The 23,984-nt window shown below is 65.6% G+C and carries 18 protein-coding genes and 1 pseudogene; 11 read left to right on the forward strand and 8 right to left on the reverse strand.

What is annotated here, in order from left to right:
- Both AB0L60_RS33330 and AB0L60_RS33335 read right to left on the reverse strand, forming a co-directional pair.
- Positions 1 to 114: pseudogene (locus AB0L60_RS33330) on the reverse strand (1,4-dihydroxy-2-naphthoyl-CoA synthase); the annotation flags it as partial.
- A 162-nt stretch (positions 115 to 276) separates the two neighbouring features.
- Complete coding sequence (locus AB0L60_RS33335; RefSeq protein WP_364622330.1) at positions 277 to 528, reverse strand: hypothetical protein; 252 nt, start codon at positions 526 to 528, stop codon at positions 277 to 279.
- A gap of 1,356 nt (positions 529 to 1,884) precedes the next feature.
- Between AB0L60_RS33335 and AB0L60_RS33340 the strand changes: the two genes are divergently transcribed.
- The 4 genes from AB0L60_RS33340 to AB0L60_RS33355 all read left to right on the forward strand — a co-directional run bounded on the left by AB0L60_RS33340 (position 1,885) and on the right by AB0L60_RS33355 (position 5,806).
- Positions 1,885 to 2,574: an OB-fold domain-containing protein gene (locus AB0L60_RS33340; RefSeq protein ID WP_364622614.1), complete on the forward strand. Its 690-nt coding sequence runs from the start codon at positions 1,885 to 1,887 to the stop codon at positions 2,572 to 2,574.
- A gap of 59 nt (positions 2,575 to 2,633) precedes the next feature.
- Positions 2,634 to 3,878, forward strand: coding sequence for a serine hydrolase domain-containing protein (locus AB0L60_RS33345; RefSeq protein WP_364622334.1), 1,245 nt, complete (start codon positions 2,634 to 2,636; stop codon positions 3,876 to 3,878).
- Between the two features lie 478 nt (positions 3,879 to 4,356).
- Positions 4,357 to 4,752, forward strand: a complete 396-nt coding sequence (locus AB0L60_RS33350) for a MarR family transcriptional regulator (RefSeq protein WP_364622337.1) — start codon at positions 4,357 to 4,359, stop codon at positions 4,750 to 4,752.
- Positions 4,753 to 4,840: 88 nt separating this feature from the next.
- Positions 4,841 to 5,806, forward strand: coding sequence for a LysR family transcriptional regulator (locus AB0L60_RS33355; protein WP_364622340.1), 966 nt, complete (start codon positions 4,841 to 4,843; stop codon positions 5,804 to 5,806).
- A 528-nt stretch (positions 5,807 to 6,334) separates the two neighbouring features.
- Here AB0L60_RS33355 and AB0L60_RS33360 read toward each other — a convergent pair.
- The gene (locus AB0L60_RS33360) at positions 6,335 to 9,616 is read right to left on the reverse strand and encodes a protein kinase (protein WP_364622343.1); all 3,282 of its coding nucleotides are present in this window, start codon (positions 9,614 to 9,616) and stop codon (positions 6,335 to 6,337) included.
- 516 nt (positions 9,617 to 10,132) lie between these two features.
- On the opposite strand from AB0L60_RS33360, the gene AB0L60_RS33365 reads away from it, so the two are divergent.
- The 5 genes from AB0L60_RS33365 (at position 10,133) to AB0L60_RS33385 (ending at position 14,373) form a co-directional block, all read left to right on the forward strand.
- Positions 10,133 to 10,555, forward strand: a complete 423-nt coding sequence (locus AB0L60_RS33365; protein ID WP_364622346.1) for an OB-fold domain-containing protein — start codon at positions 10,133 to 10,135, stop codon at positions 10,553 to 10,555.
- 177 nt (positions 10,556 to 10,732) lie between these two features.
- Positions 10,733 to 11,023 carry a hypothetical protein gene (locus AB0L60_RS33370; RefSeq protein WP_364622349.1) on the forward strand — a complete coding sequence of 97 codons (291 nt, stop codon included), beginning with the start codon at positions 10,733 to 10,735 and terminating at the stop codon, positions 11,021 to 11,023.
- A gap of 57 nt (positions 11,024 to 11,080) precedes the next feature.
- Positions 11,081 to 11,434 carry a hypothetical protein gene (locus tag AB0L60_RS33375; protein ID WP_364622352.1) on the forward strand — a complete coding sequence of 118 codons (354 nt, stop codon included), beginning with the start codon at positions 11,081 to 11,083 and terminating at the stop codon, positions 11,432 to 11,434.
- Between the two features lie 24 nt (positions 11,435 to 11,458).
- On the forward strand, positions 11,459 to 12,181 hold the full coding sequence (locus AB0L60_RS33380) for a hypothetical protein (protein ID WP_364622355.1): 723 nt from the start codon (positions 11,459 to 11,461) through the stop codon (positions 12,179 to 12,181).
- Positions 12,182 to 12,513: 332 nt separating this feature from the next.
- Entirely contained in the window at positions 12,514 to 14,373 is a 1,860-nt protein-coding gene (locus AB0L60_RS33385; protein WP_364622358.1) for a cellulase family glycosylhydrolase, read from the forward strand.
- 973 nt (positions 14,374 to 15,346) lie between these two features.
- Here AB0L60_RS33385 and AB0L60_RS33390 read toward each other — a convergent pair.
- From AB0L60_RS33390 to AB0L60_RS33400, 3 genes are all read right to left on the reverse strand, one after another.
- On the reverse strand, positions 15,347 to 16,339 hold the full coding sequence (locus tag AB0L60_RS33390; RefSeq protein ID WP_364622361.1) for a GAF domain-containing protein: 993 nt from the start codon (positions 16,337 to 16,339) through the stop codon (positions 15,347 to 15,349).
- Positions 16,340 to 16,348: 9 nt separating this feature from the next.
- Complete coding sequence (locus AB0L60_RS33395) at positions 16,349 to 17,770, reverse strand: cytochrome P450 (RefSeq protein WP_364622364.1); 1,422 nt, start codon at positions 17,768 to 17,770, stop codon at positions 16,349 to 16,351.
- 660 nt (positions 17,771 to 18,430) lie between these two features.
- Positions 18,431 to 19,678, reverse strand: coding sequence for a cytochrome P450 (locus tag AB0L60_RS33400; RefSeq protein WP_364622367.1), 1,248 nt, complete (start codon positions 19,676 to 19,678; stop codon positions 18,431 to 18,433).
- A 107-nt stretch (positions 19,679 to 19,785) separates the two neighbouring features.
- On the opposite strand from AB0L60_RS33400, the gene AB0L60_RS33405 reads away from it, so the two are divergent.
- The gene (locus AB0L60_RS33405; protein ID WP_364622370.1) at positions 19,786 to 20,607 is read left to right on the forward strand and encodes a helix-turn-helix domain-containing protein; all 822 of its coding nucleotides are present in this window, start codon (positions 19,786 to 19,788) and stop codon (positions 20,605 to 20,607) included.
- Positions 20,608 to 20,625: 18 nt separating this feature from the next.
- Here AB0L60_RS33405 and AB0L60_RS33410 read toward each other — a convergent pair whose 3' ends face one another.
- Positions 20,626 to 21,522 (reverse strand): tyrosine-protein phosphatase, encoded by an 897-nt coding sequence (locus tag AB0L60_RS33410; RefSeq protein WP_364622373.1) that lies wholly within the window; start codon positions 21,520 to 21,522, stop codon positions 20,626 to 20,628.
- A gap of 306 nt (positions 21,523 to 21,828) precedes the next feature.
- Between AB0L60_RS33410 and AB0L60_RS33415 the strand changes: the two genes are divergently transcribed.
- Complete coding sequence (locus AB0L60_RS33415; RefSeq protein ID WP_364622376.1) at positions 21,829 to 22,794, forward strand: LysR substrate-binding domain-containing protein; 966 nt, start codon at positions 21,829 to 21,831, stop codon at positions 22,792 to 22,794.
- A gap of 411 nt (positions 22,795 to 23,205) precedes the next feature.
- Here the strand turns inward: AB0L60_RS33415 and AB0L60_RS33420 are convergent, their stop codons facing one another.
- Positions 23,206 to 23,976 carry a hypothetical protein gene (locus AB0L60_RS33420; protein ID WP_364622379.1) on the reverse strand — a complete coding sequence of 257 codons (771 nt, stop codon included), beginning with the start codon at positions 23,974 to 23,976 and terminating at the stop codon, positions 23,206 to 23,208.
- Between the last annotated feature and the right edge of the window lie 8 nt (positions 23,977 to 23,984).

The raw sequence follows: 23,984 nt of genomic DNA on the forward strand, positions 1-23,984 counted from the left end.
GGGGCGATCGAAGGCGATCCGCACCGTGCCCTGCTCGACGTGCCGGTGATACGTGATGTCGGTGAGGTTCTCGAATCCCGGGACGGGCCGCCACAAATCTGGATTGAAGGTCACCGTCCCACCCTAGCCAGCTTCCCATTTCGCGAGATCCACGACCCATGCCCCTCCGGCCAATAGCGAGCCGAAACGCTGTGCAATGCACCATTTTTCGCCTGGCACAGGTCACGTTGCCCGGCATACGACGCGGGCATACAGATCAACGCGTTCGATTTCGATCTAGTTGTATTCCGGATGGATCCAATGAGGATGCTCAGCAGCGAGGTGGTCATCGATCGCGGCCTCGACCAGCTCGCGCCAACGCGGATTGCTCTGGGTGGTGTTCTCGTCGCGAAACCACCGGCAACCAACCGTCGGGCATAAGAATCGATAGGTGCCGAGATTGTCGATGCGGCCGCCCAGGCTTATGGGGCGCTTACGACTCGCACCAGCGTCGCGACGACTGCCCAAGGCTGAAAGTTCGTCTCCCACTCCAACACTCAATCACAGGCCGACTTGTCGGCGACACTTACGAACCGCGTGGTACGTGATCTTGTGACAGGCGGCCTCTGGTTTCGAACGGGCACAGCTTCGTCGCTCCCGACGGGCGCTCGACGATTTCGATGCTGCACTGCGGCGCCAGCTCGATGGCTGCGGACCCTGCATCGAGCAGATGCTGTGCCACGTTGTGGGCCAGCAGATTTCAATCATCTTGGCTAATTTGCGCAACGCGGGGGGCATCCGTAGGGTTCGGTCCGGGCCGACCTGTATACCCCAAGCGGTGTTGACCCACGAGTTGGTGGCCAGTTGCAGCTCGAACGCTGTCGGCTGCCGATGATGTCGATGTCGCCGGGTCAAATTCCCCCTTCACCCGGCGGCATCGCTCTGTCGAATCGGTCACTCACGCAAGTCCTGATTGTGGAATCTTCCCGGCACTCCGGCACAGCCATTCGATTCGGCTGAGGCTCGGCCGCATCTCCCGCTCTGTCTGCCCGGTACCGAGTAAATTCTTCCCATTGATGATCGACGCGTACTCGGGATCGCGCGGGATCGTCGGCAGCCTCCGCCGCCACTCGCCGAACCAGGCGCGCCGCGGCCGCGACGGTCGGTGGCCGGATCGATGACGACCGGAATCTTGCCGCCGAGCTCGAGGGTGACCGGGGTCGATTCTCACTCCGCGCCCGAGCCGTGCTCGCTGGTGACGACGGCCAGCTCACGCCCCGTGCGCAGGACCGCCTCGTCATTGCGGTCGGAGATCCTCCGCCGCGCCGAGTCCGTCATGGCCGACGACTCCGACCCTGGACAGCCTTCCCCGACACCTGGACCTCATCCTGGACGGCCCGACAAACCCGCCGCGGCGAGGCGGCCTACCGCCGCGCCCGACTGGGCCGAGCTGCGACACCTGTGGGCCCCCTGACCGCATTCGAGCGATCGACAACGCGACCTACGTGAATTCACTATCCGCGAGGTCGCCGGGGTACTGTCTGTGCTCAGGCGCTGACCGCACGCCATCCAGACGAGTCAGCTGTAGACGTAGCGGGACCTTCCAGCAGGTGAATGGCTGCGGTTCCTATCCTGCAGACGCGCCGCGTCGTGCTGGACGGATTTGCGCCTCCCGCCCCTTGTCGACCGCTGCCTCTACTGGGCGGGGTGGCAAAAATAGGTATGCCGTGGGTAGTTCTGCCGTCGCGGGTAGGGGCGTCCGTGACGCAGGCTCGTCAGTGACAGCGCAGGCAAGAACTGGCGAGGATTGCGATGTTGGACTACAAGCTGGAGAACCCACGACACCACGGCGGCACGACCCTGATGATTCGGCGTTGCACCGACTGTGCAACGTTGGTCGCGCCAATGACCAACGCCTGCTCATCGTGCCGAGCCACGACCCTGGACTGGGTACCCTCCTCGGGCACCGGGTCGATCGTGTCGTGGAAAGTGGCGCACCACCCCTCGAACACCGGGACGTGGGAGCAGTCCACGGTCGCCATCGTCGAACTCGACGACGGCCCCTGGATCTACTCCACCATCTACGGTGAGCTCCCACCACCCTCGGACCAGCCGATCCGTGTCCGATACGAACCCGACCCGCCCGAGGACCGATTCCCGGTCTTCACCATCGACATCACCATTCCACGAACCCAGGACAACAGCACCCCGCCCGACAGCGCGCCCGCGAATGATACGAACAGCCCACAGTCGGTGATGTCATCGGCGACACACACCACCCACGACCCGGGATGGGTTCGTTCCTCGATGACGCACTGCGATTTCCTGGCGGCCAACAAATCGCTCGACACGGCCGCGCGATCGGTGGTCGAGTTCGCGATCCGACGGGCCCCGTCCGGCGGCGCCAGCGCCGGCGAACTGCTCGTCGCCTTCGGCGTCACCCGCTGGCGGTTCGTGCAGATGATCCGCGAAGCCCTCGTCCAACGCCCCAGCGACACCCGCGATGCGCGCACGCTCAAACGCAACCTGCTGGACTCGCTGTCATGGGCGTGGCGCGCCTACCCCGACTCCTCGCTTGCTTACGCCCCCTGCTAGGGCCACCTTTTCGATTCTCCTGTACTGCAAAATTCGGCAACGAGTAAGGCGACAACGACGTGCCTGATCCGCTACCTTCCCGACACGATCACCCCCAGGGGTCCGACACCGTCGTACACGGCACCTGGGCACCCCAATACGCCGATGCGATCACCGCATTCGCGCGATTGTTCTCCACCGGCCGCGGCGGCGGCGCACTGGCGGTCTACCACCGCGGCCGCCCTGTGATCGATGTCTGGACCGGCACCGCCGACCCCGACCGCGGCATCGCCTGGCAACACAACACCGCCGCACTGTCGTACTCGACCTCCAAAGGCATCACCGCCACCGTGCTGCACCGGCTGGCCGAACGCGGACTGCTCGACTACCACGCACCGGTCGCCGAGTACTGGCCCGCCTTCGGCGCCAACGGCAAGAAGAAGATCACCGTCGCCGAGGTCCTCAGCCACCGCGCCGGACTCTCGCACGTCACCCCGCTCGCCAAGAACCTCGACGAGCTGGTCGACCACCACCTGATGGAAGAGCGGATCGCCGCCGCCGCACCGGACCGATGGCGCGGAATACCCGCCTACCACGCGATCTCCTTCGGCTGGCTGGCCGCCGGAATCGCCCGCGCGGTCACCGGTAAGGGCATGAGCGAGCTGTACCGCACCGAACTCTCCGACCCCCTGGGCACCGACGGCCTCCACCTCGGCATCCCACCATCATCGGCGAACACCACCGTCGCCGTCTCGCACGGATCATCCGTCCCGTTCGGCATCCCCGGCGCCGCCCACGTCCTACGGATCGCCGGACGAATCCCCCTGCCGGGCACCGGATTCGCCCGAGCCATCTACACCCACGGCATCGACCAGCTGACCTCCGGATCCGCCCCAGCGATCCTGACCGGTGAAATGCCCGCCGCCAATGGAGTGTTCACCGCCCGCGCCGTCGCCTCCGTTTACAACACGATCGTCACCGACACCCCACTGCTGTCACGATCACGGGTGCGGCAGATATCGCGCGTGCAGACCTGGCTCCCGGACCGAAACCTGCTGCTCCCCATGGGCTGGCGACTCGGCTACCACTCCATCCCCGCCCCCGGCGCCCCACGAGGCTTCGGACACGGCGGACTCGCCGGCTCCGGCGGCTGGGCCGACCCCGACAGCGGCCTCGCCGTCGGACTCGTGCACAACTGGCTCCCCGACGCACGACACCTACCGCGCGACCAGTTCATCCTCCCGCGCCTGCTCGCCCCCGTCGTCCGCGCCGCCACCGGCACCACACACCCCCAACCGAAGGATCTCAGTACGGGGATCAGCTGACCAGCAGCGTCGGCTTGTTCGCCGAAGATCGAATCCTGCTTCTCGCCAAGCTATCTCGCAACCGTCTGGCTCCCTTCCCTCTCGCGATGGATGACCCACTCACCTCCACGCTCCAGCGCCGACGGACCTCGGTTTCCTTCGGACCCGGATGCACGATCAATACCGTATTCTCCGACCAAATATTGTCTGGCACAGCGACTGTCAGCATCGGCGCAAGGATCGAATCGGGCCGGAATCTCGCTACGCCCGCCCCGAGCGACTCGTTGTCACCGAGTGCCAACTCGACCCCCACGCAGTGCCCCCGGTGTCGCAATTCCGCGTGAAAACGCTGAGTGAGGCTGTTGAATACGCTCGAACGAAGCAGGATTCGCACTGGGTTTCCTTAACACATTGAGCTCGATGCGGCACAAACCGACACGCACCAGAAATTCGAAGACAATGAGGGACAGAAAGGGCCTGCCACTGTCAAGAAGCATGTATGTCACGGCTGCGGCTCACCGCCGCAGGCGCCACGGTCATGCTCAACCGGCTGGAGAAGCAGGGCGATATCGCTCGCTCACCGCACCCCACCGATCGTCGCTGCGTGATCGTCGTGGCCACCGATCTCGCCGCCCGTCGCGTACAGGAGCAACATGGATCCCTACCTGCGGGCGTGAGGGTTTTCGGCCAGCTGCGCCATGCGACGTCGACCTGGGTGTGCGCCGACGAAGGCCCGCTCGGGCAAAATAGGTATGCCGCCCGGGTCATTCGACGGTCGTGGGACTACTCCCGGACAGACGATGCTGAAGCGAAATCCACCAGCACCGTTCCGCGGAGGTTCCATGTTCCCACCGAATGCCCAGAACCCAGACGGTGTCAGCCACGACCGCGCTGACCTCGACCGCTGCGAAGTTGCCGGCCATTCACGTGAGAGTTTGGGACACAACCCGTTTCGGACGTCTGACCAGCCTAGATTGCCCCGCATGGAAGTCCGCTGTCGACAGCTTCAGTATTTCATCGCGGTCGCGGAGGAGCTGAGTTTCACTCGGGCCGCCAAGCGGCTGCACCTGTCGCAGCAGGGCCTGAGCACACAGATCAAACAGCTCGAGCACGAAATGGACGTCACGCTGTTCTCGCGCACCACCCGGCAGGTGGAGCTCACGGCGGCTGGGGCGGCATTTCTGCGACATGTCCGGGACGCATTGACCAGCCTGGGTTCCGGGCTCGAAGAGGCCCGGGCGATCCATCGCGGTGAGCACGGCCGGCTGGCGCTGGGCTGCCTCGAGGGAGCGGCCCTGACCTTGACCGAACCGATTCTGGCCGCATTCCGGAAGCGCCATCCCGAGGTCAGCCTCGAGTTGAACCACGTCACCTACGAGACCCCGTCGGCGGGCCTGGCGAGCGGACAGGCGGATGTCGCGTTCGTGCGGCGACCGTTCAACGACACCGGGCTACGATTCGAGCCGCTGTTCCGGCAACCGCTGATGGTGATGCTGCCCACGAACCACCGCCTTGCGGACCGCGATGAGGTCGTGGTGGAGGAACTGCTCGACGAGCCGATCCTCTCCTCGGCGGCCACCGACCCGATCTGGAATGCCTTCTGGCAGTTGGACTCCCATCGCGGCGGCCGCCCGGCGCCGGTAGCCTGCCGCACGAAGACACTGCTGGAGGAATTGCAGCAGGTGGCCACCGGAGCCGCTATCGCGATGACCGTGCCGTGCGCCGCCTGGATCAAATTTCCCGGCGTCCGGCTGGTCCCGGTGACCGACGCGGCCCCGAACGAGGTCGCCGTGAGCTGGCGCGCCGGGCATGAGAACACTCTGGTGCGCTCCTTCGTCGACATCGCACGCCGGGTCCGCGACGCGAATCCCGGCCTGCTCGCCCGGCTCGAGACACCGCGCCGCCGGGACCGGCACCACGCACGCGCGTCAGACGCGATATCCGCCTGACCTATTCGAGCCGGTCAAATCCCGCTGCGAGAATTCGGGGATCAGCATCCAGCGCATCGCGTTCCACCTCGTTCGGCGAGGGTTTTCGAGAACTGTCGTATTCATGCTCTGCTGCTTGTGGATGACACCGCCGGTTCCGAAGCTCGAGTCGGTCGCCGGCGGCACCGATTATTCGCGGTCGCCCCACGTCTCTGGGAGGCTGGCCCCACGTCTCTGGGAGGCTGGCCCCACGTCTTTGGGGGGCTGCGAGCCTTTCCAATATTCCGCAACATCCCGGAGAACGCGGAATTTGGATATTCATGAGCCGATGTGCAATAAGAACATTCGCACACCGGGAAACACTAGAGCACAACGAAAGAGAACTTAAATCCTATTTTGAGGACCATTGACATCCCGGTATTGTCAATGGTTCGGCCACTACCGGTCCTTTCCGAGTAGCGGGTCGCGATCGCAGTTTGCTACACGCACCGTAAGCCGGAAAGGCTCAGTCGCGCGGCGAGGTGGCCGATCATTTCGATCCGCGGTCGATCACGGATTCTGGCCTTCCGCACCTTCTTCGACCCATGCCGCGATCTGGGCGCGGGAGGTGAATCCGAGTTTGGTGAGGATGTGCTCGACGTGGCCCTGGGCGGTGCGTTGGGAGATCACCAGTTCGGCGGCGATCTGTTTGTTGGTCAGGCCCCGGGTGACGAGGTCTGCGACCTGGCGTTCACGCTTGGTCAGAGCCACGCCCGGACCCGAGGCCGGCGGAGCGACGGCGGGCTGCTCGCCGAGTGCGTACGCGACGGCCGCGTCCATCCCCATCGCTCGGCCGCTGCGGACGGCCGCATCGAACCTGCGTGCGCCGAGAGCCGACTGGGTCAGCCGGAGACATTCGTCGTGATACTGCGGCACGAGCGGGACGATACTTGCGACGGTACCGAGGGACCGGTCGAGTTCCTGCGCGGCTCCCATCAGTACGGCCGCGCGCTCGGCATCACCGTCGGCGCACGCGGCCCAGGCCAAAGCCTCGAGACTCACGGCAGCGATGAGCGGACTGCGTATTCGCCGATGGATTCTCAATGCCTTCTCGAGCAGCTCGGTGGCCTGGGACCGGTCGCCTTCCTGCCAGGCGATAGTGCCCAGGCCGTAGAACGCAGTCGAACGGAAAAGGGTTTCGCCGTGCGCTTCGGCGATGGAGATCAGCCGCCGGTAGGACTCGGCCGCCCGTTGGGTATCACCGGCAAGTCCGTGCACCAAACCGAGCGCGAGCAAAGAGGCAAAGTACGCGAATCCGGGTCGGTAGGAATCGAGCGCTTCGACGGCGCGTTCAAGGCGCGAGGTCGCGAGGTCGAGGTCCCAACGATAAACCGCCACCCCACCGTCGGAGCTGTCCATCAGCGCCTGGTTCATCGGGGTGGGATCTTGCTGGGTGAGGAGACGCCCCTCCTCGACGAGCGCGGCCGCCGCCGGCACATCACCTCGCATCACGACCATGGCGCAACAGGCGTGGATCGCTTTGACCCGGTCGGGGATGGATTGCCGGGCGGGGTGGGCGAGAGCACGCTCGATCCAGCGGCGACCTTCGCTGTACAGGCCCCGGAAAGTCCAGAACCCCGCCAGTGCGGCGGTGGTCCGCAGTGCGGTTGCGGCCGCCTGGTCGGTGTCCTCGGCCAGGCAGTATTCGAGCGCGCCGCGCAGATTCGGTAGTTCGCGGTCGAGCCGGGCTACCCAGTAGGGCTGCCGGTCGCTGATCCACTGGTCGTCCGCGGTCAGCGCCAAATCCTGGTACCACTCGCGGTGCCGCCGGCACAGATCGGCGTACTCGCCGATTTCCTGGAGCTTCTGCCGCCCGTAGTCACGCACCGTCTCCAACATCCGGAGCCGCACCACACCCTGGGACTCGACCCGGATCAGGATCGACTTGTCCACCAGTGAAGACGCCACATCCAGCACACTGTCGGTATCCAGGTCGATGCCGCAGATCCCTTCGACAGCGTCGAGCTCGAAACCACCGGCGAACACCGACAGCCGCGCCCACAGCCGCCGCTCGACCGGGCTGCACAGCCGGTAGCTCCAATCGACGCACCACCGCAGCGTCTGCTGCCGCGTCGGCGCGCTGCGACTGGCGCGGGTCAACAACGCATACCGGTCGTCGAGCCGCCCCAGGATCTGCTCTGGCGACATCGTGCGGACCCGCGCGGCGGCCAGTTCGATCGCCAGCGGCAACCCGTCCAGCCGCGCGCAGATCCGGGCCACCGTTGCCTTGTCGTCGTTGGAGAGCCGCAGGCCCGGCACCGCCGCGGTCGCGCGGTCGGCGAACAAGGTCACCGCGTCGTAGCGGGGCAATTCTCGCGACGACGGCTCCCGCTCCGGATCCGGGACCGGCAGCGGCGGCACCCGCAGCACCACCTCTCCGCCGATATCGAGCGGTTCGCGGCTGGTGGCCAGGATCCGCAGGTTCGCACATGCCCGCAGCCATGTCTCGGCCAGCCGCGCGACCGCCATGGCCAGGTGCTCGCAGTTGTCCAGCACCAACAGCGACTCACGATCGGACAGGAACTCCACCACCACCTGCGGCAACGGCCGTGCCAAATCATCACGCAACCCCAGGGCAGCCGCCACCACGTCGACCAGCAGCGCGGGGTCGGACACGTCGGCCAGCTCGACTAACCACAACCCGTCGCCGAACTCCCGGCGCACAGTCGCCGCGGAATGCAGCGCCAGCCGCGTCTTGCCGACCCCGCCGATCCCGGTCAATGTCACCAACCGCGCCGAGGCCAGCAGATTCTTCACCTCCGCCACCTCGTTGCGTCGGTCGACGAAACTGGTCAATTCCGGCGGCAGATCGCCCGCACCCTGCGAAAGCGCTGATGTCGGTGCACGCCACTCCGACGCGACGGGCCCACGGTCCCCGCGCTCGTGTGCCGGTTCGGCCTGCAACGCCATCTCCTTCAGGGCGTACCCGTGGTGGCGCTGTGCCTGCCGGATCGCCTCCCCCAGCGCCTGCGCCGACGGCCGCTCAGCAGGATCACGGCTCATCGCCGCCGCCATCAGCGCGGCGATGTCCTCCGCAATGCCCTGCTCACGCAGATCCGGCACCGGCTCGGTGGTGATCCGCAGAAACTGGGTCACCACGTTCTCCCCGCTGCGCCGCTCGAACGCCGCATGCCCGGTCAACGCACAGAACAGGGTCGCGCCCAATCCGTAGACATCCGCCGCGGGAGTCGGAGCCCCGCCCTCGAGCACCTCCGGAGCTGTGAACGCCGGCGACCCGGTCACGGTGCCCGTCTCGGTCCGGAACCCGCCCGCGATACGCGCGATACCGAAATCCGTCAACGCGGGCTCACCGTAATCGGTCAATAAGATATTGCCCGGCTTCACATCTCGATGCAGGATGCCCAGCCGATGCGCACTCTCCAATGCCCCGGCGATCTTCACCCCGATCCACAACACCGTCTCCGCCTGTAGCGGACCTTGCTCACGGATCCGGGCATCCAGCGAACCCAATGGGTGATAAGGCATCACCAGAAACGGGCGCCCGTTCGCGGTGGCCCCCGCCTGCAGCATCGTGACGATATTCGGATGCCCCGTCAACCGGCCCATCGCCCGCTGCTCCCGGAAAAAACGCGCCCGACTCTCGGCATCCAACTCGGCGGTCAGCACCTTCACCGCCACCGTCCGATCCAGCTCGTCCTGCGTGCAGCGATACACCACACCGAAACCGCCCCGCCCGATCTCCTCCGCATCCTCGAACCCGGCCTCGGCCAATTCCTCTGTCACCGAATCGAACACGTCACGGACCGTCCGGAACCGATCATTGTCACTCATCAGCCACACACACCACCCGCCAGCAAAGGCACGAACACGGAGAATCGCTGTGTTAACTCGTCGTTAATGGACAGCGTATCCCCACCGACCTCGGCGACCGAAGTAGTTGGGCGGGAGCGAGCATGTGCCCACCGTGTAGCTCTATCGCAGCGGTTTCGCCCTCGTGGCGGCACATATCCGGGGCCGCCGAACCAACTCGGGCCCGCCCGCTGACAACCGCTGCCCGCGTCGGCCGCCGAGGACTCGGATGACGACGAGGGGTCGCCGAAGCCACTCGGATCCGCAATATCTCCATACGGCGATTCGTGGAGTGACTGTTTATACGCACGCACCGGCGAAGGCTCGGCCAAAAATAGGTATGTCCCCCGGCTATTCAACCGTCGTGGGAGTACTCCGCACGGACGATGCTGAAGCGAAATCCACCAGCACCGATCCGCGGAGGTTTCCATGTTCTCGCCGAATGCCCAGCAACCAGAGGGTGCTAGCGACGACCGCGCCTGTTGTGTCGAAGACACGTTGACGATCCGGCGTTGCGCGGCCTGCGACAAGCTCTTCGCACCGCTGACCCCCGCGTGTTCCGCCTGCGCGTCCGACGATCTCGAGTGGGTGCCCTCGTCCGGTGCTGGTTCGATCGTGTCGTGGCGGGTGGTCCATCGCGCGAGTGATCCGCACGGCGAGTTGACGCCGTTGACGATCGCCGTAGTCGAACTCGACGAGGGCCCATGGGTCTACACCTCCATCGAAGGTGACGTCCCGCTGATCTCCACCGGGCCGGTACGCGTGCACTTCCAGCCCAGTCCCCGCCAGGACGGGTTCCCGGTCTTCACGGTCGACGCAGATTCGCGACAGCCGGCACCCACGATCGCCAAGCTGGTCATGACCGCCCGCGCCGGTAGATCGTCATCGCGCATGCCGGCCACAACCCGCCCACTCCCGTGAGCAGATCAGCCGCGCCTGCGTACCGAGAGCGATGGCACAGGGTGCACAGATGCCGCCCCTGGGCTGACAGATCCAGATGACACACGCCCCGGCTGCTGGAGGTAACCCTCTCGTGGCCGACCGACCGGGAAACCGGATGCTTCGATGACTGCTTTACTGCCTCTTGCCTATGGATACGTGCGCGACGATCTGCTGAGCGATCGCGACCCGAATTCCAGCGACAGCATATTGCGGGCCGCCGCCAGATCACTCGGGTATGCGCTGGGCACCGTATTCCACGAGTCGGAACCACAGAACGCGACATTGCCCCCGGCCTTCGTCGATCTCGTCCAGGAATGCCGGCGAGCCAAGGCACAAACTGTGCTGACGCTGCCCGGGCACCTGTCGGGCATGTCCGTGTGCCGCATGGTCCTCCTCGCGATCCTCGAGGTACGAGCCGAAGCCGCAGTGCAGGAAGTTCACCCCTGACCTGGATGATGTTCTGCGTGCCCTGACCGGGCAGGCCACCATGGAAGTTGTCGCACGATGAACACCATTTCCGCGCCACTGACCGATTCGTCGATCATGCTGCGCCGCCACCTGAAACGCATCGCCCGGACTCCGGTCGCGATATTCGACGCCGCGCTGATGGCGGTCGTGATGATGCTGGTTTCCGCGTACCGGATCCTGCAGGTCGCCGAGGGGGCCTACTACCGGTGGCGCAATCAGTTCGACGGCCTGGAAGCCGATGGCGCGAAGAATATCGAGGACCTCGAGCGGGAGGAAAGCCACCCTGAAAACGCCGCTGGCCGAAGCGGATCCGCAGCAGGCGGCGTTGAAGGAGATCACGCTGGAAACTTCTGTACCCGGAATGCCGGCAGGCGGCCGCGGCTCACCTGATGCGCGTGTTCGCGGGTGAGCCTCATGACTCAACAGCAGACAGAGCGCGGGTGGCCGGTCGATGGCATGGCAGTGTGGGCCGCAGCGGGTGCCGAGCGGCCGGAAGACACCCCCGTTCCGTTGATTCCGCCGGCCATCGACCGCTCGCAAGTACGACCCGTGTCGTCCGGTTCGTTGGTTGACGCCGAGGCTGCTCTCTCGCTGGAGCTGACGAGTTTTGTCGGCCGGCGCGTCGAGCTGACCGAGGCCAAGAGTCTCTTGGCGAGTTCGCGGCTGCTGACTTTGACCGGGATCGGCGGGGTGGGCAAGACCCGACTGGCGTTGCGGATCACGGCACGTGCGCAACGCAGTGTTCCGCACGCAGTGTCGCTGGTCCAGCTCGCGGAGCTGCGAGACGGTGCGCTGCTGCCCGGGGTGATCGCCGCCGCTGTCGGGTTGCGGCCACAACGGAAGCCGGTCCTCGATGTGCTGATCGGATACCTGGCCCCAAAGCAACTGCTGCTGGTGCTCGACAACTGCGAGCACATCATCGACACGGTAGCGAAGATCGCTGAGGCATTGCTGCGTGCGTGCCCGGGACTACGGATTCTCACCACCAGCCGCGAGCCCCTGAACATAAACGGGGAAGCGGTGCTGCGGGTCCAGCCACTGACCGTTCCCGCCCCGGATCGAGAACGACAACCCTCTTGGCTGGTGGATCAGCGCCCGACTTCGCGAATTGCATGGTGCCACCGCATCTCTGATTGACAACCGAAGCTTGTCAATCCGGGCAGAATCATGATTTCTCTGCAGTTCCATTGCGAACTAACGTCTTCCGGCGTGAGCCCCAACCGACCTTCCGCAGAATGGCGGCGGAACTCGGTTTGCACCACGAAACACTGCGACTGTCGCTCAGTCATGCAGAACGCGCGGAAACCGCCACCGGTGGGCATCCTTGCGCAGGCTGAAGAAGCTGCCGGCCACCGGATCCTCCAGCGCACCTGAGACTCCACTGTCAGCCGGGGAGGCGGAGTCCGGATCCAACTTCCCATTCAACCCAACCCGCCCCTCGAAGTATCGATGATCACCCAGAAGGACACATGAGGGCCATCACCGCCTTATTGCTCGCCGCCGGATTGCTGATGGCCCCGGCCACATATCTCGAGCCGGTCGCGCACGCCGCGCCCGCCGGATTGAAGGGCCCGTTGAGTACGCGCGGGCGGTACATCATCGATGAGGCCGGTAACCGGGTGAAATTGAAATCCGGCAACTGGCACGGGTCCAGCGGCACCTGGACCGGCAGCGGTGACGACGAGGATCCGGCGAACAATACCGCGCAGGAAGTCGGGCATCGCGCGCCGCTCGGACTGGACCGGGTGCCGCTGGACAAGATCGTCGGAGACTTCAAAGACCTGGGGCTCAACAGTATTCGGCTGCCCTTCTCCAACGAGATGATCACCGACAGCCGCCCGGTCAAGGGTCTGACCGCCAATCCGTCGCTGAACGGCCTGAAGCCACTCGAGGTGTACGACCGGGCGGTCGCCGCGCTGACCGACGCCGGGCTGGGCGTCATCCTCAACAACCACACCACCTCCACCCGCTGGTGTTGCGCCGTGGACGGCAACGAACGCTGGAATTCCGGGCAGGGTACCGACAAATGGGTGGACGACTGGGCGTTCATGGCGGCGCGGTACAAGGGAAATCCCGGAGTGATCGGCGCGGATCTGCGCAACGAGGTCCGCCGCGACACCTGGAACGACGTGAACTGGGGTTGGGGCGACGATCACGACTGGTATGAAGCCTCCCGCAAGGCCGGTGACCGAATCCTGGCCGGCGCCAACCCGAATCTGCTCATCATGATCGAGGGCATCAACTGGACCGGCATCCCCACCGACCTGACCGGGCACGAGCGTCCGATGCTGAAGCCGATGAAGACGCTCTCCGACACCCTGGTGGTCTCGCACAAGATCGTCTACGCCGCCCACTTCTACGGCTACATCGGACCGAACCACACCGGTGGAGACGGCCTGGGCGGAGGCGAAACCCACGACCCCCGTTTCCGGGACATGTCGCGCGATGATCTGTTCAAGGCCATGGACGAGCGGGCTGGTTTCGTCGCCACCACCCCCGACCGGCATTTCACCGCGCCGGTCTGGGTGAGCGAATTCGGTATCGGCAAAGACGCCGAGGGCAAGGACAAGGCGTGGTTCCCCAATATGGTCGACTACCTCATCGACCGAGACCTCGACTTCGCGTACTGGCCGATTGTGGGGTTCCAGCACAACGACCAGGGCAATCAGTGGGGTTTGCTGCGCTACGACACCGACGGCGGCAAGCGCAGTGTCATGGACGCCGACGACTGGCGTGGCCCGCAGATGCGGCGACTGCTAGACGCGAACGGCAAGACCGGACAGGTGGACCGGGTCCGGAGCTGGTCGGCACTCGACGGCAAACACGTCACCCACAACGCTTCGCTGCGGGCCAGTAACGACTGGGATTCCGGCGCGAACAAGGTCGTCTGCCCCGATGACCAGCGGTTGATCGGCATCAGCTCGTCCGACGAACGGGGGCTGTGCACCGACGCCACCGAGGGCGATCTCTGGAAGCCGGGCACGACCGCGGTGAAGGTCGCCGAGGAGAAGGTCACCACCGACTGGGCGGGTGGCTTCACCAAATACCAATGCGCCGAAGGACAATTCATGATCGGCTACAGCCAGCGTGGGGACGGCATGTCGGCCATTCTTTGTGCACCGGGCCGGATTCCGCTGGCGGGTGCGGGCCGCACCCTCTGGGATGACAAATACGACCAGCGCCCCGCCTCGGGCGAGGGCGGCGACTACGCCGAGGGCCACATCAAGGCCCAGTGCAATGCCGATGAGTACGCGGCGGGCATCGCCTTCTCGTGGAAGTTCTGGCGCGGCGGACATCCCGACGCCCTCTACTGCCGCAAGCTGAAGTAGCCCACCCCGGCGGTTGACAGAGCGAACCCGATGGCCCCGACCGAACATTCGGCGGGGCCGTCGGCCGTCTTCCGCGCCCCAGAGCTCCCGCGAAGAGCATGCGGACCAGAACGTCAGTGACTCGCCTGCCACGCGGTGCCTTGCGCGGATGTCCGGCTGTAAATCTGTGTCCCCCAACAGCGAACCGGTAACCGCGAGGAAGCTCACCAGCGAAACCGACCGCCCCGGAGTACCTTTCACCAACGCATCAAGGCAACCAGGTTTTGATACAAAGTCGCCATTCGTAGAACTTGGTGAGTCGATGAGCAAGCCAGGACGTTCCAGATTCGGGGCGCCTCCGCGAAGAGTCGACTCCCGGGGAACTGCTCTCGGATCTGGAGTGCGTACCCCCTCTCGGCCTGTGGGCAGATCATCGGGGCATGAGTCGGCAGATCATCGACAAACCTGTCGGCAGATCATCGGCCACAGTGTCGGCAGATTATCGGAGGATTGTTAACTGGGCCATGGTGCGGCTCCAGGTGAGTTGGTCGACCGTGACCCGAGACCGGCTACCCCGAGGCAGTCCGACGCCTCGGCGACCGCTTCCATGCGGGATACGTCCTCTACTGCGGCGACCAGCAACTCCCATTCGGCGACCAACTGTCATGCCTTCCCATCAGCGCACTTTGGAGCACACCGGCGCCGTAACCAGACCGTGTCTCGCACAAACTTCGCCGGGCCTTCGACGGAGGCGGTGGTCATCGCCACCGGGATCGACTCGAAGCCCGACACTGCGTCTGGCGTCAGCGCAGCTGGACGGGGAGGGTGGCCAGACCCCGGGACGATGAGGCGTTTGCGCCTTTCGAGGTCGGCGTCGGGAGGCTAGTTCGAGGTTGGGGTGGGTGGAACGGATTCCTCGGCGCCTCCTGGTGGTCGGACACCGCTGGCATCGATCACATCCACGCCGATATCGCTGAACCGGCCGGCTCGTACGCTAGTCGGCACGGGCGATCCTGACGATGTGCAGACGGCCCCCGACCTCCCCGGGGAAGCGGCGGGAGGTGATCGTCACCGCTTGCCAGCCGCTGGGGGTGTGGGCGCGGATCCGCGCGGGGGTAACAGTTTTGGAGTCGAGCAGTCCGGGCTGCAGCATGACCGCGGTTTTCGCGATCGCGTCCCAGTCGTCGCGGTGGATCAATTCGGCGTCGCCCTCGCGTTGCCAGTCGATCCAGGTGGGTACGTGCCCGATCCATTGCGCGATGAGCGGGGCACCGGTGGGCGGGAACGCGATCAGGGCGGCGGCGGGTGCATCCGGCCCGGGTTCATCGGTCAGGCCGAGCGCTTCGTGCGGGCTCAGCGAAACCGGATCCACGTCGGAGACATCGTGTGTCAGCCCACGCAGGCCGGGCCGCTCCAAATCGGTTCGGCCGACCGCGAACGTCTGCCAGTTCATCAGGCGCCCATTGTCGTGCAGAACCACGATGTGCTGGCTGAATTGCGCACCGGGTTGGGGGTTGGTGCCCAGTGCAATCAAGGCGGTGGCGTCATCGAATTTCACGACCTTGCGGAAGAATTCACCGGGCGAGCGAACCCGTTTGAATCCATCGGCATCATCGGTGGACATCATCCATGACTCGAGGCGCTGCTGAACTTGCAGATCCCCGGCGTACCACGCGATTCCAGCTGCAGGGCGATGAGCGGGAATAGGTTCGCCCGGCGCCCCGACCCACAGGTGGACGGCATACACCTCGTCGTCGGGGCCGAGGATGGGCAGGGCTTGGACGCGGCTGTGACCACCGCGGCCGGAGACCACCTGATCGAAGACCGATCCGGACCGGCGCACCCAGTCGATGGTGTCGGTGACATCGACACCTTCGTTGCGCTGCAGCGACCGCAGCGACACCCAATCGCGGCGTTCGCCGTCCTTGGCGACGATGGTTGCGGGGGTGTCCAGAGGCCCAAGGGCCTCGATCAGAAACCACGACATCGAGAGCGCCTACCTCTTGGTGGTGGCGGCCACCGAGCGGCCGCGGGCGGTCAATTCGAACGGGTCGGGGCGCAATGTTCCGCGCTCGCGCAGAGTCAGGGGCGCGGCGGAGGTCGTGGCCAGGTCGAAGGCGTGTACCAGCCGGCCCAGCATCAGCGTTGCCTCGTGCAGCGCGAACGCTCGGCCGATACACGAGCGCGGGCCTGTGCCCCACGGCTGGAAGAACCGGTCAGGGACGGCGCGCAACGCGGCGGAATCGAAGCGGTCCGGGTCGAAGGCCGCGGCGCCTGGACCCCACACATCGGAGTCGCGCTGTGCGGCCAGCGCAAGCACGAACACTGCCCGCCCCGCCGGGATCCGATAGCCGCCGAGGTTCTGGTCGGTGCGCGCGATCCGGAAGTAGCCCGGCGCGGGCGGCCATAGTCGGAGACATTCGTTGAGGAACTGACGCGTGAATCGCATCTTCACCACGTCGTCGTAGCCCAGATCGGTTGTCTGCGCGGGCATCTCGGCGCGCACGCGCTCTTGATAGTTCGGGTTCTGCGCCAGGTAGTACAGCGCGACTTCCAGTAGGGCGGCGGTGGTTTCGTGCCCGGCGATCAAGAACGTGAGTGTCTGGTCCCTGATGTTGTCCGCTGGCAGCCGAACCCCGGTCTCCGGGTCCGTGGCTGTCAGCATCAGCCCGAGCAGATCGGATGCGTCGCTGGCGCTTTCGCGCTGCCGGTCGGCGATCAGTTCGTCGACGTAGCGCTGCAGGGAGGCGATGTCACGGCGCACGCCGGGCGCTCGCAGCGCGGCCCGCACGTCGCCGATGATGGGCAGGTCGTTGGTGGATTCCGAGGCCCACTGCAGCGTGCGGCCCAGCTCCTGCACGAATCGGTGCGAATCGCTGTCTTGCGCGGCGGCGTCGAACAGCCGTAGGTCGCGGCCGAACCCGGCCCGCGCGATCACTTCGAGGGTGGCGCGGGTCATCGCCGAATGAACAGCCACACCACCCCCGCCTACCGAGGCCCATTCGGTCACCAGGTCATCGGCGACCGAGGCCATCGCATCGTGGTAGGTGCGCATGGCAGCTTGGGTGAACCCCGGAGTGAGGATGCGGCGGGCCTGCCCCCACAGGGGATCCTTCGAGCTGGCCGTGAACATGCCGTGCGGGGCGACCGGCCGGATCTTCGCCAACGGCCCGAGAAGTACACGCCCCCAGGATGTTTCATCGTTGCACTGCGCCGCCAACCGGCCGCCGGTCACGATGATCAACTGCGTGCCGAGCAACTTGCGCTGGAAGATCGGCCCCAGCCCGCCCTGCGCAAGCTTCAGCTCGTGCTGCGTCGGGCGGTGGCGGTCCACACTGGCCACATCGCCGAGGATCGGAAGCCGACCCGGCGGATGCGGCAGCGCATCCAAAGACAGCGCGGCACTTGATGATTCCATGCGTGCCACTCAAACACGCCAACCCGCTGATTGCCATCCCGAGTGCGATCGGGCTCCGCGCGAATTCCTCCGACGTCGGTTGCGCGAGCCCTTACCCTCATGATTTGCTTGTCGCCAAGCTGGGCGGCTCATTCCCCTAGCTGGACGTAAGAAGCTCGCGCACAGCGCGGTGTACCTATGCACCCGTCTGTCCTGCTGAGCTGCGCGATACGACCAGTAGGTGAGATGACGAATGAGCACCCAAGACCGCGCCAGCGCACCACACGGTTCAGGGCTGACATTGCCATGCCGCCGTGATTCGCCGGTCATCGCTCATCGGGTAAGCCGGGTCGAATTCGTCGAAATCTCCACCGTGCATCGCCGGCCGTCCGTGCCCGCTCTGCTCTGTGCTGTACAGACCGAGCCGTCGGCGCAGCCGATCACGCAACGGCGAGGTGCCTGCAGCAACCCGATTGTCGTGGGTCTGCCAGGAATCATCTACCCGGCGCATACAGGCTGGCTCCGCAGGCCGGGGGCCTCGATGATCACCGCGGATTGACCGCGGCCTGACGTTGGGGGCCGGGCTCGGAGGGGAACTCCGGCCCCCAACTACTCCCGAGACCCGTTCCAGCACACCGCTTGTGGGCAGCCTATTCGACCCACTGCCGTACAGGCCGAGGGTCAGCAGTTCAGCGGCAACCGGACCGGGAGGGCGGTGAGGCCTCGGACGATGAGGCTTTTGCGCCAATGGAGGCCGGTGTCGGGGGCGAGTTCGAGGTTGGGGTAGGTGGATAGGAGGCGGGTGAGGGCGATGGCGCTTTCGGTCCGGGCGAGGGGGGCGCCGACGCAGCGGTGGATGCCGTGGCCGAAGGCTATGTGGTTGGGGGAACGGTCGGGGTCGAAGCGGTGGGGGTCGGGGAATTGGGTGGGGTCGCGGTCGGCGGCGGCCATGGAGATGAGGATGAGTTGGTCCTGGGGGATTTCGATGCCGCCAAGGGTGGTGGGGGCGGTGGTGTAGCGGAAGGTTGCTTCGGTGGCGGGGGCTTCGAAGCGGAGGACCTCCTCAATGAAGGCGGGGATGCGGTCCGGGTCGGCGAGGAGGGCCTGGTGAAGGTTCTTGTCGGCCAGGAAGATTGCGACGCCGTTGCCGATGAGGTTGACCGTGGTTTCGAAGCCGGCCACCAGGAGCAGGAAGACCATGCTGATCAGTTCGCGGTGGCTGAGGCGGTCGTCGTCCTGGCGGGCGGCGATGAGTTCGGAGAGCAGGTCCCGGCCGGGGGTCGCGTCCTTGGTGCGGATCAACTGGTCGATGTAGCGGACGAAATCCATGACCGCGGTGGCGCGGGCCTCGTTGCTTTCCTCGCTGGACAACAGCGAGGTGGACCAGCGTTGGAAGGCGTCGCGGTCCGTGCTGGGGACACCGAGTAGTTCGCAGATCACCGACATGCCGAGCGGGACGGCGAAACGTTCCAGCAGATCCACGACTTCGCCACGGTCGGAAGCCAAGTCGGCGAGCAACTCGTCGGCGAGTTCGCTGATCCGCGGCGACAGCTCGGCCATGGCCCGTCCGCTGAAGGCCCGGTTGACCAGCCCGCGCAGTCGGGTGTGCTCCGGCGGGTCGTAGAAGACCATCATGTCCGCGAACATGCTGCCGCCGAGATGCCGGTCGCCACCCTCCGCCGCGACCGTGGCCTTGGCGCCGGGGGACTTGAGGACCTTGCTGATGGCGGGATCGGTGAACGCGGCCTTGGCGACCTCGTAATCGGTGACCAGCCATCCGAGTCCGGAATCCGGCAGGCGGACCCGATGCACCGCTCCCCTGCCCCGCAACTGGTCGTACACCGTGTGCGGGTCATCGAAGAAGTTATCGGTCAGTTCGATGACCTCGGTCGCCAAATTGTCTGCCGGAGAGCCGATCTCGTACCCCATGTTTCGGAATGTATCAGGGCGGGTCCGGCGCGACCCGAACCGAACATCCCCGGCCCGTATATACAATCGCGTTGCATGTAGTACCCAGAGAGGATCCGCCGAGAGTGGTGAACGAGCCCACGAAACAGTCGTTGGGGCAGCATCTTACGTTTCTGCGCAAGCGCGAAGAGGTGCACAGGCACGAGACCGGCGAGCTTCCCGCGGCGCGGAAGTTCAGCCGGGAAAAGGCTGCGGCCGAAGCGCATATCACCGCCAGCTACCTGACCAAGGTCGAGCGTGACGAGGTCGGACAGGTCGACGTCGGGATCCTGCGGGTGCTGGCGACGACCTATCAGGCCAGCGACGACGAGTGGCGCTATATCTGCGATCTGGCCGGCTATGCCTCGCCCTATCCGTCCATCACCGGAATCGGCCCGGCCCTGGAGATCCCGGAGCTCGAGGTGTTCGAGACCGCGGTGACACCGATCATGGCCACCGAAATGACCGAGGCGGCAGCCGATCTCGTGTCCTTCTACGCGCCGCAGCGCCGGCTGATCACGGCGAATCAGGCCTACTACGATACCTTCCCGACGCATCGGCCGGGGATGTACATGCTCGAGTGGTCGTTCACCGACGAGGCTCGGGAAATCATGATCAACTGGGATGATCAGGTGGGGATCGGAGTCGCCACCCATCGAGGATTCATGGGACGCTACGGCCACACCTCGTGGGCGCAGGAATATCACGAACGGCTGGAGCGCTTCCCCGACTTCCGGACCATGTGGGAAGCCGGGGCCGTGACGTACACGTTGCCACTGGATATGCAATCGCGCCTGCGGGTTCGAGGCGGGCTGTACTCGCTGACCATGGAGAACTGGCAGATGCAGCACCAGCTGCCGATCGTCCGTTCCCGGGGCCGGCTCCATCCCCTGGACGCCGGCAACTCCTGACAGCCCACCGCCGGGCGGCTACTGGATCAGCTTGTGCTTCAACTGTTCGATGGTCTGACCCTTCAGGCCCAGACCGTCCTTCAGATACTTGTCGACCGAACCGTAAGTCGCGGTGAGCTGGTCGATTCCGGCCTGCAGGTAGCTGCGGTCCACGCCGAGCAGCGGCTGGTAGAGGGCGGCGGCCGCGTCGCCCTTGGCAGCCTTGATCTGGGCGAGGGTGGCGGCGATGGAGGCGGCCGAGTACTGGTTGGTGAGCAGGTAGTCGTTCATGATGGTGTCGGAGTCGACGCCGGCGATGCTCAGCAGCAGGTAGGCGGCCCAGCCGGTACGGTCCTTGCCCGCGGTGCAGTGGAAGACCGCGGGACCGTCCTGACCGGCGAGCTGGGTCAGCAGATTCGCGAATCCCGCACGCTCGTCCGCGCCGGTGACGAAGAGCCGGTTGATGTCCCGCATGAAGTTGGCGGCGTCATCGGGCGACTTCAGCTTCGCCACGGCGCTGGACAGATCGCCACCGAGAATCGGGATGTTCACATACGTCGCACCGGTCGGAACACGGTCCTGCTTGGCGGCGATCTCGCTGCTGCTGCGCAGGTCGAAGACGCTGCTCAGGTGCAGCCCGTTCAGCGTGGCCAGGTCGGAATCGTTGGGGGTCAGCGCGTTCGAGCGGTAGAACACCCCCTTGTTGACGTGGTGGCTGCCCTGCGCGTCGTAACCGGCGCCGGTGCCCGCGACATCGCGGAAATTGTCGACGCTGGCGAGCCGGGGCACATCCGCCGCCTGATCGGATTTCGGCTTGGCGGTCGCCGCCGGCAGCGCCGACAGCTGGGCATCCACCACGTTCCCGAGCAATGGGCTTGCCAGCAGCCCAGCACTCAGCGCGACAACGACGGCGCTACGACGCCACGAAACAGACAACTCTCAGACTCCTGTTCGTGCCTGCCACCCGTGCCCTGATCTGCGACAACGCGCGACACGCAATTGATCGCAGACAGATCTACGCGGACCGGATGAACCAGCGGAAACCAATCAGAAAACAGTCCAACGGGTCTCATTCAGCGGGACATCGGCTATCCGGGATGGGGTTGTGCGGATACGACGAGTGGTGAGCGAGAAACGAATCTCGGCTCCGACCTCTTTGACTGCTGCAAAATTGCTGAACATTCAGAGCCGAGTTGGCGGAATGACCCATTTAGGACATCTGACCAGCCTAGACTGCGCTGCGTGGAAGTTCATTCTCGGCAGTTGCACTACTTCATCGCGGTAGCGGAGGAGTTGAGTTTCACCCGTGCCGCCCAGCGGCTCCACGTCTCGCAGCAGGGTCTGAGCATGCAGATCAAGCAGCTCGAGCACGATATGGACGTCACGCTGTTCGCGCGCACCACCCGGCAGGTGGAGCTGACGGCGGCCGGGAATGTGTTCCTGCGACACGTCCGAGAGGCATTGTCCAGCTTGGCTTTCGGGCTCGAAGAGGCCCGCGCCGCGCATCGCGGTGAACACGATCGGCTGGTGCTGGGCTGCCTCGAGGGGGCGGCGCTGACCCTGACCGAGCCGATTCTGACCGCGTTCCGGGAGCGCCACCCCGAGGTCACTCTCGAGTTGACCCACTTCACCTACGAGACGCCGTCGGCGGGCCTGGCGAGTGGACAGGTGGATGTGGCCATCGTGCGGCGACCGTTCGAGTACACCGGATTGCGATTCGAGCCGCTGTTCCGGCAGCCGCTGATCGTGATGCTGCCGGCGAATCATCGCCTGGCCGACCGCGCCGAGGTCGCGGCGGAGGAACTGCTGAACGAGCCGATCCTCTCCTCGGCCGCCGCCGACCCGGTGTGGAATGCCTTCTGGCAGTTGGACTCCCACCGCGGCGGACGCCCGGCGCCGGTGGCCTGCCGCACGAAGACCCTGCTCGAGGAACTACACCAGGTTGCCACCGGAGCGGCCATCGCGATGACCGTGCCCTGCGCAGCGTGGATCAAGTTCCCCGGCGTGCGCCTCGTACCCGTGCTCGACGCCGCCCCGAGCGAGGTCGCGGTGAGCTGGCGCGCCGGACACGAAAATGCCCTCGTGCGTTCCTTCGTCGATGTCGCGCGCCGGGTCCGCGATGCGAATCCCGGCCTGATCGCGCGGCTTCAAGCGCCGCGCTGCCGCGACCGGCAACACGCTCGCGCGGCCGCCGCGCTACCGTCCTGACCTCTTCGCGCTCGGCGAACCGCGCTGCGCGATACCACTTACGATCTACAATTGTTCCTTGTCGATCATCCCCGACAATTGATTTCAGTTCTTTTCCCATCTGCCATAACGTTTTCGGCGTGAGCGCAGGCTCATTCGAAAACACCTGAAGGAGAAGAACAAATGGGTTCGGTCGCCAATTTCCTGCTGGACGCTCTCATCTCAGAGTTGACCAAGAAGCTCTTCAGCGGCTCCGCCGGCACCAAGGCGTAATTCGCCCCTGCCCCTGACCCGGGCACATTGACATAGAAGCGGTGCCGAGTCGTACGACAACGACTCGGCACCGCTTTTGGGTCCGGGCACCGGGGCGACGGCACAAGGCCCGGAACCTGATGGTTCCGGGCCTCTCCGCTCGCCGTGCCGGGTTTCGATCTACGAACCGGCGGAACCGGTCAGAGCCTGCAGCAGTGGGGAGAACAGCGACCCGGAACCGCTGCTCGCGGAGCCGCTGCTGCCGGAACCACTGTCACCGCCCGGCGTTCCGCCCGGATTGCCACCGGGGCTGCCCGCCGAGACCGTGGTCGTGGTGAGGGTCGAGGCGGGGCTCGGGTAGCACTGCACCGGCACGTCCACCGCACCGAGGAAGGTGCCGGAGTCCACGGAAGCGGTAAAGGTGAGGCCGGGATCGCTGAAGCCGGTGCCACCGATGGCGCTGGTGATCGTTCCGGCGGAGGTGGCGGTGACATTCACGGTCAGCGCGGGCAAGGTGAAGCTCGCGCCCGAAGCCGTCGCTTCGGGAGCGTCGATGGTGATCTTGCCCGCCGACTGGCCGGCCGTCGCCTGGACCGTGCCGCCCGACACCGACGCGGACACGTAGGTCGAGTTCGCCGGTACCGGCATCATCAGCTTGATTCCCTTGATGCTGCGCAGCGCGTGCCCGGAGACTGTAGCCGGAACCTGCATGGCCGCCGGGGTCAGCGTGATCGCCACCGGGTCACCGACTTTCGCGGTACCCGGCGCCGTGCCCGTAACCCCGAGAGCCATCGAGAAGGTCTGCGCCCCACCGACGGGCGGCGTGGCCTGGCACTGGAAGTTCACGGTCGGCGGGACCTGCGGATCCGCCTGGGCCGGACTCGCCGCGAGACCGAGCGGCAGCAGCGCCAGGGACGTGACGACCGATATGCGCACGAGGCTGGGTTTCATGAATGTAC

Source organism: Nocardia sp. NPDC051981 (genome assembly GCF_040680715.1).
In the GTDB taxonomy this organism is placed as follows: Bacteria; Actinomycetota; Actinomycetes; order Mycobacteriales; family Mycobacteriaceae; genus Nocardia.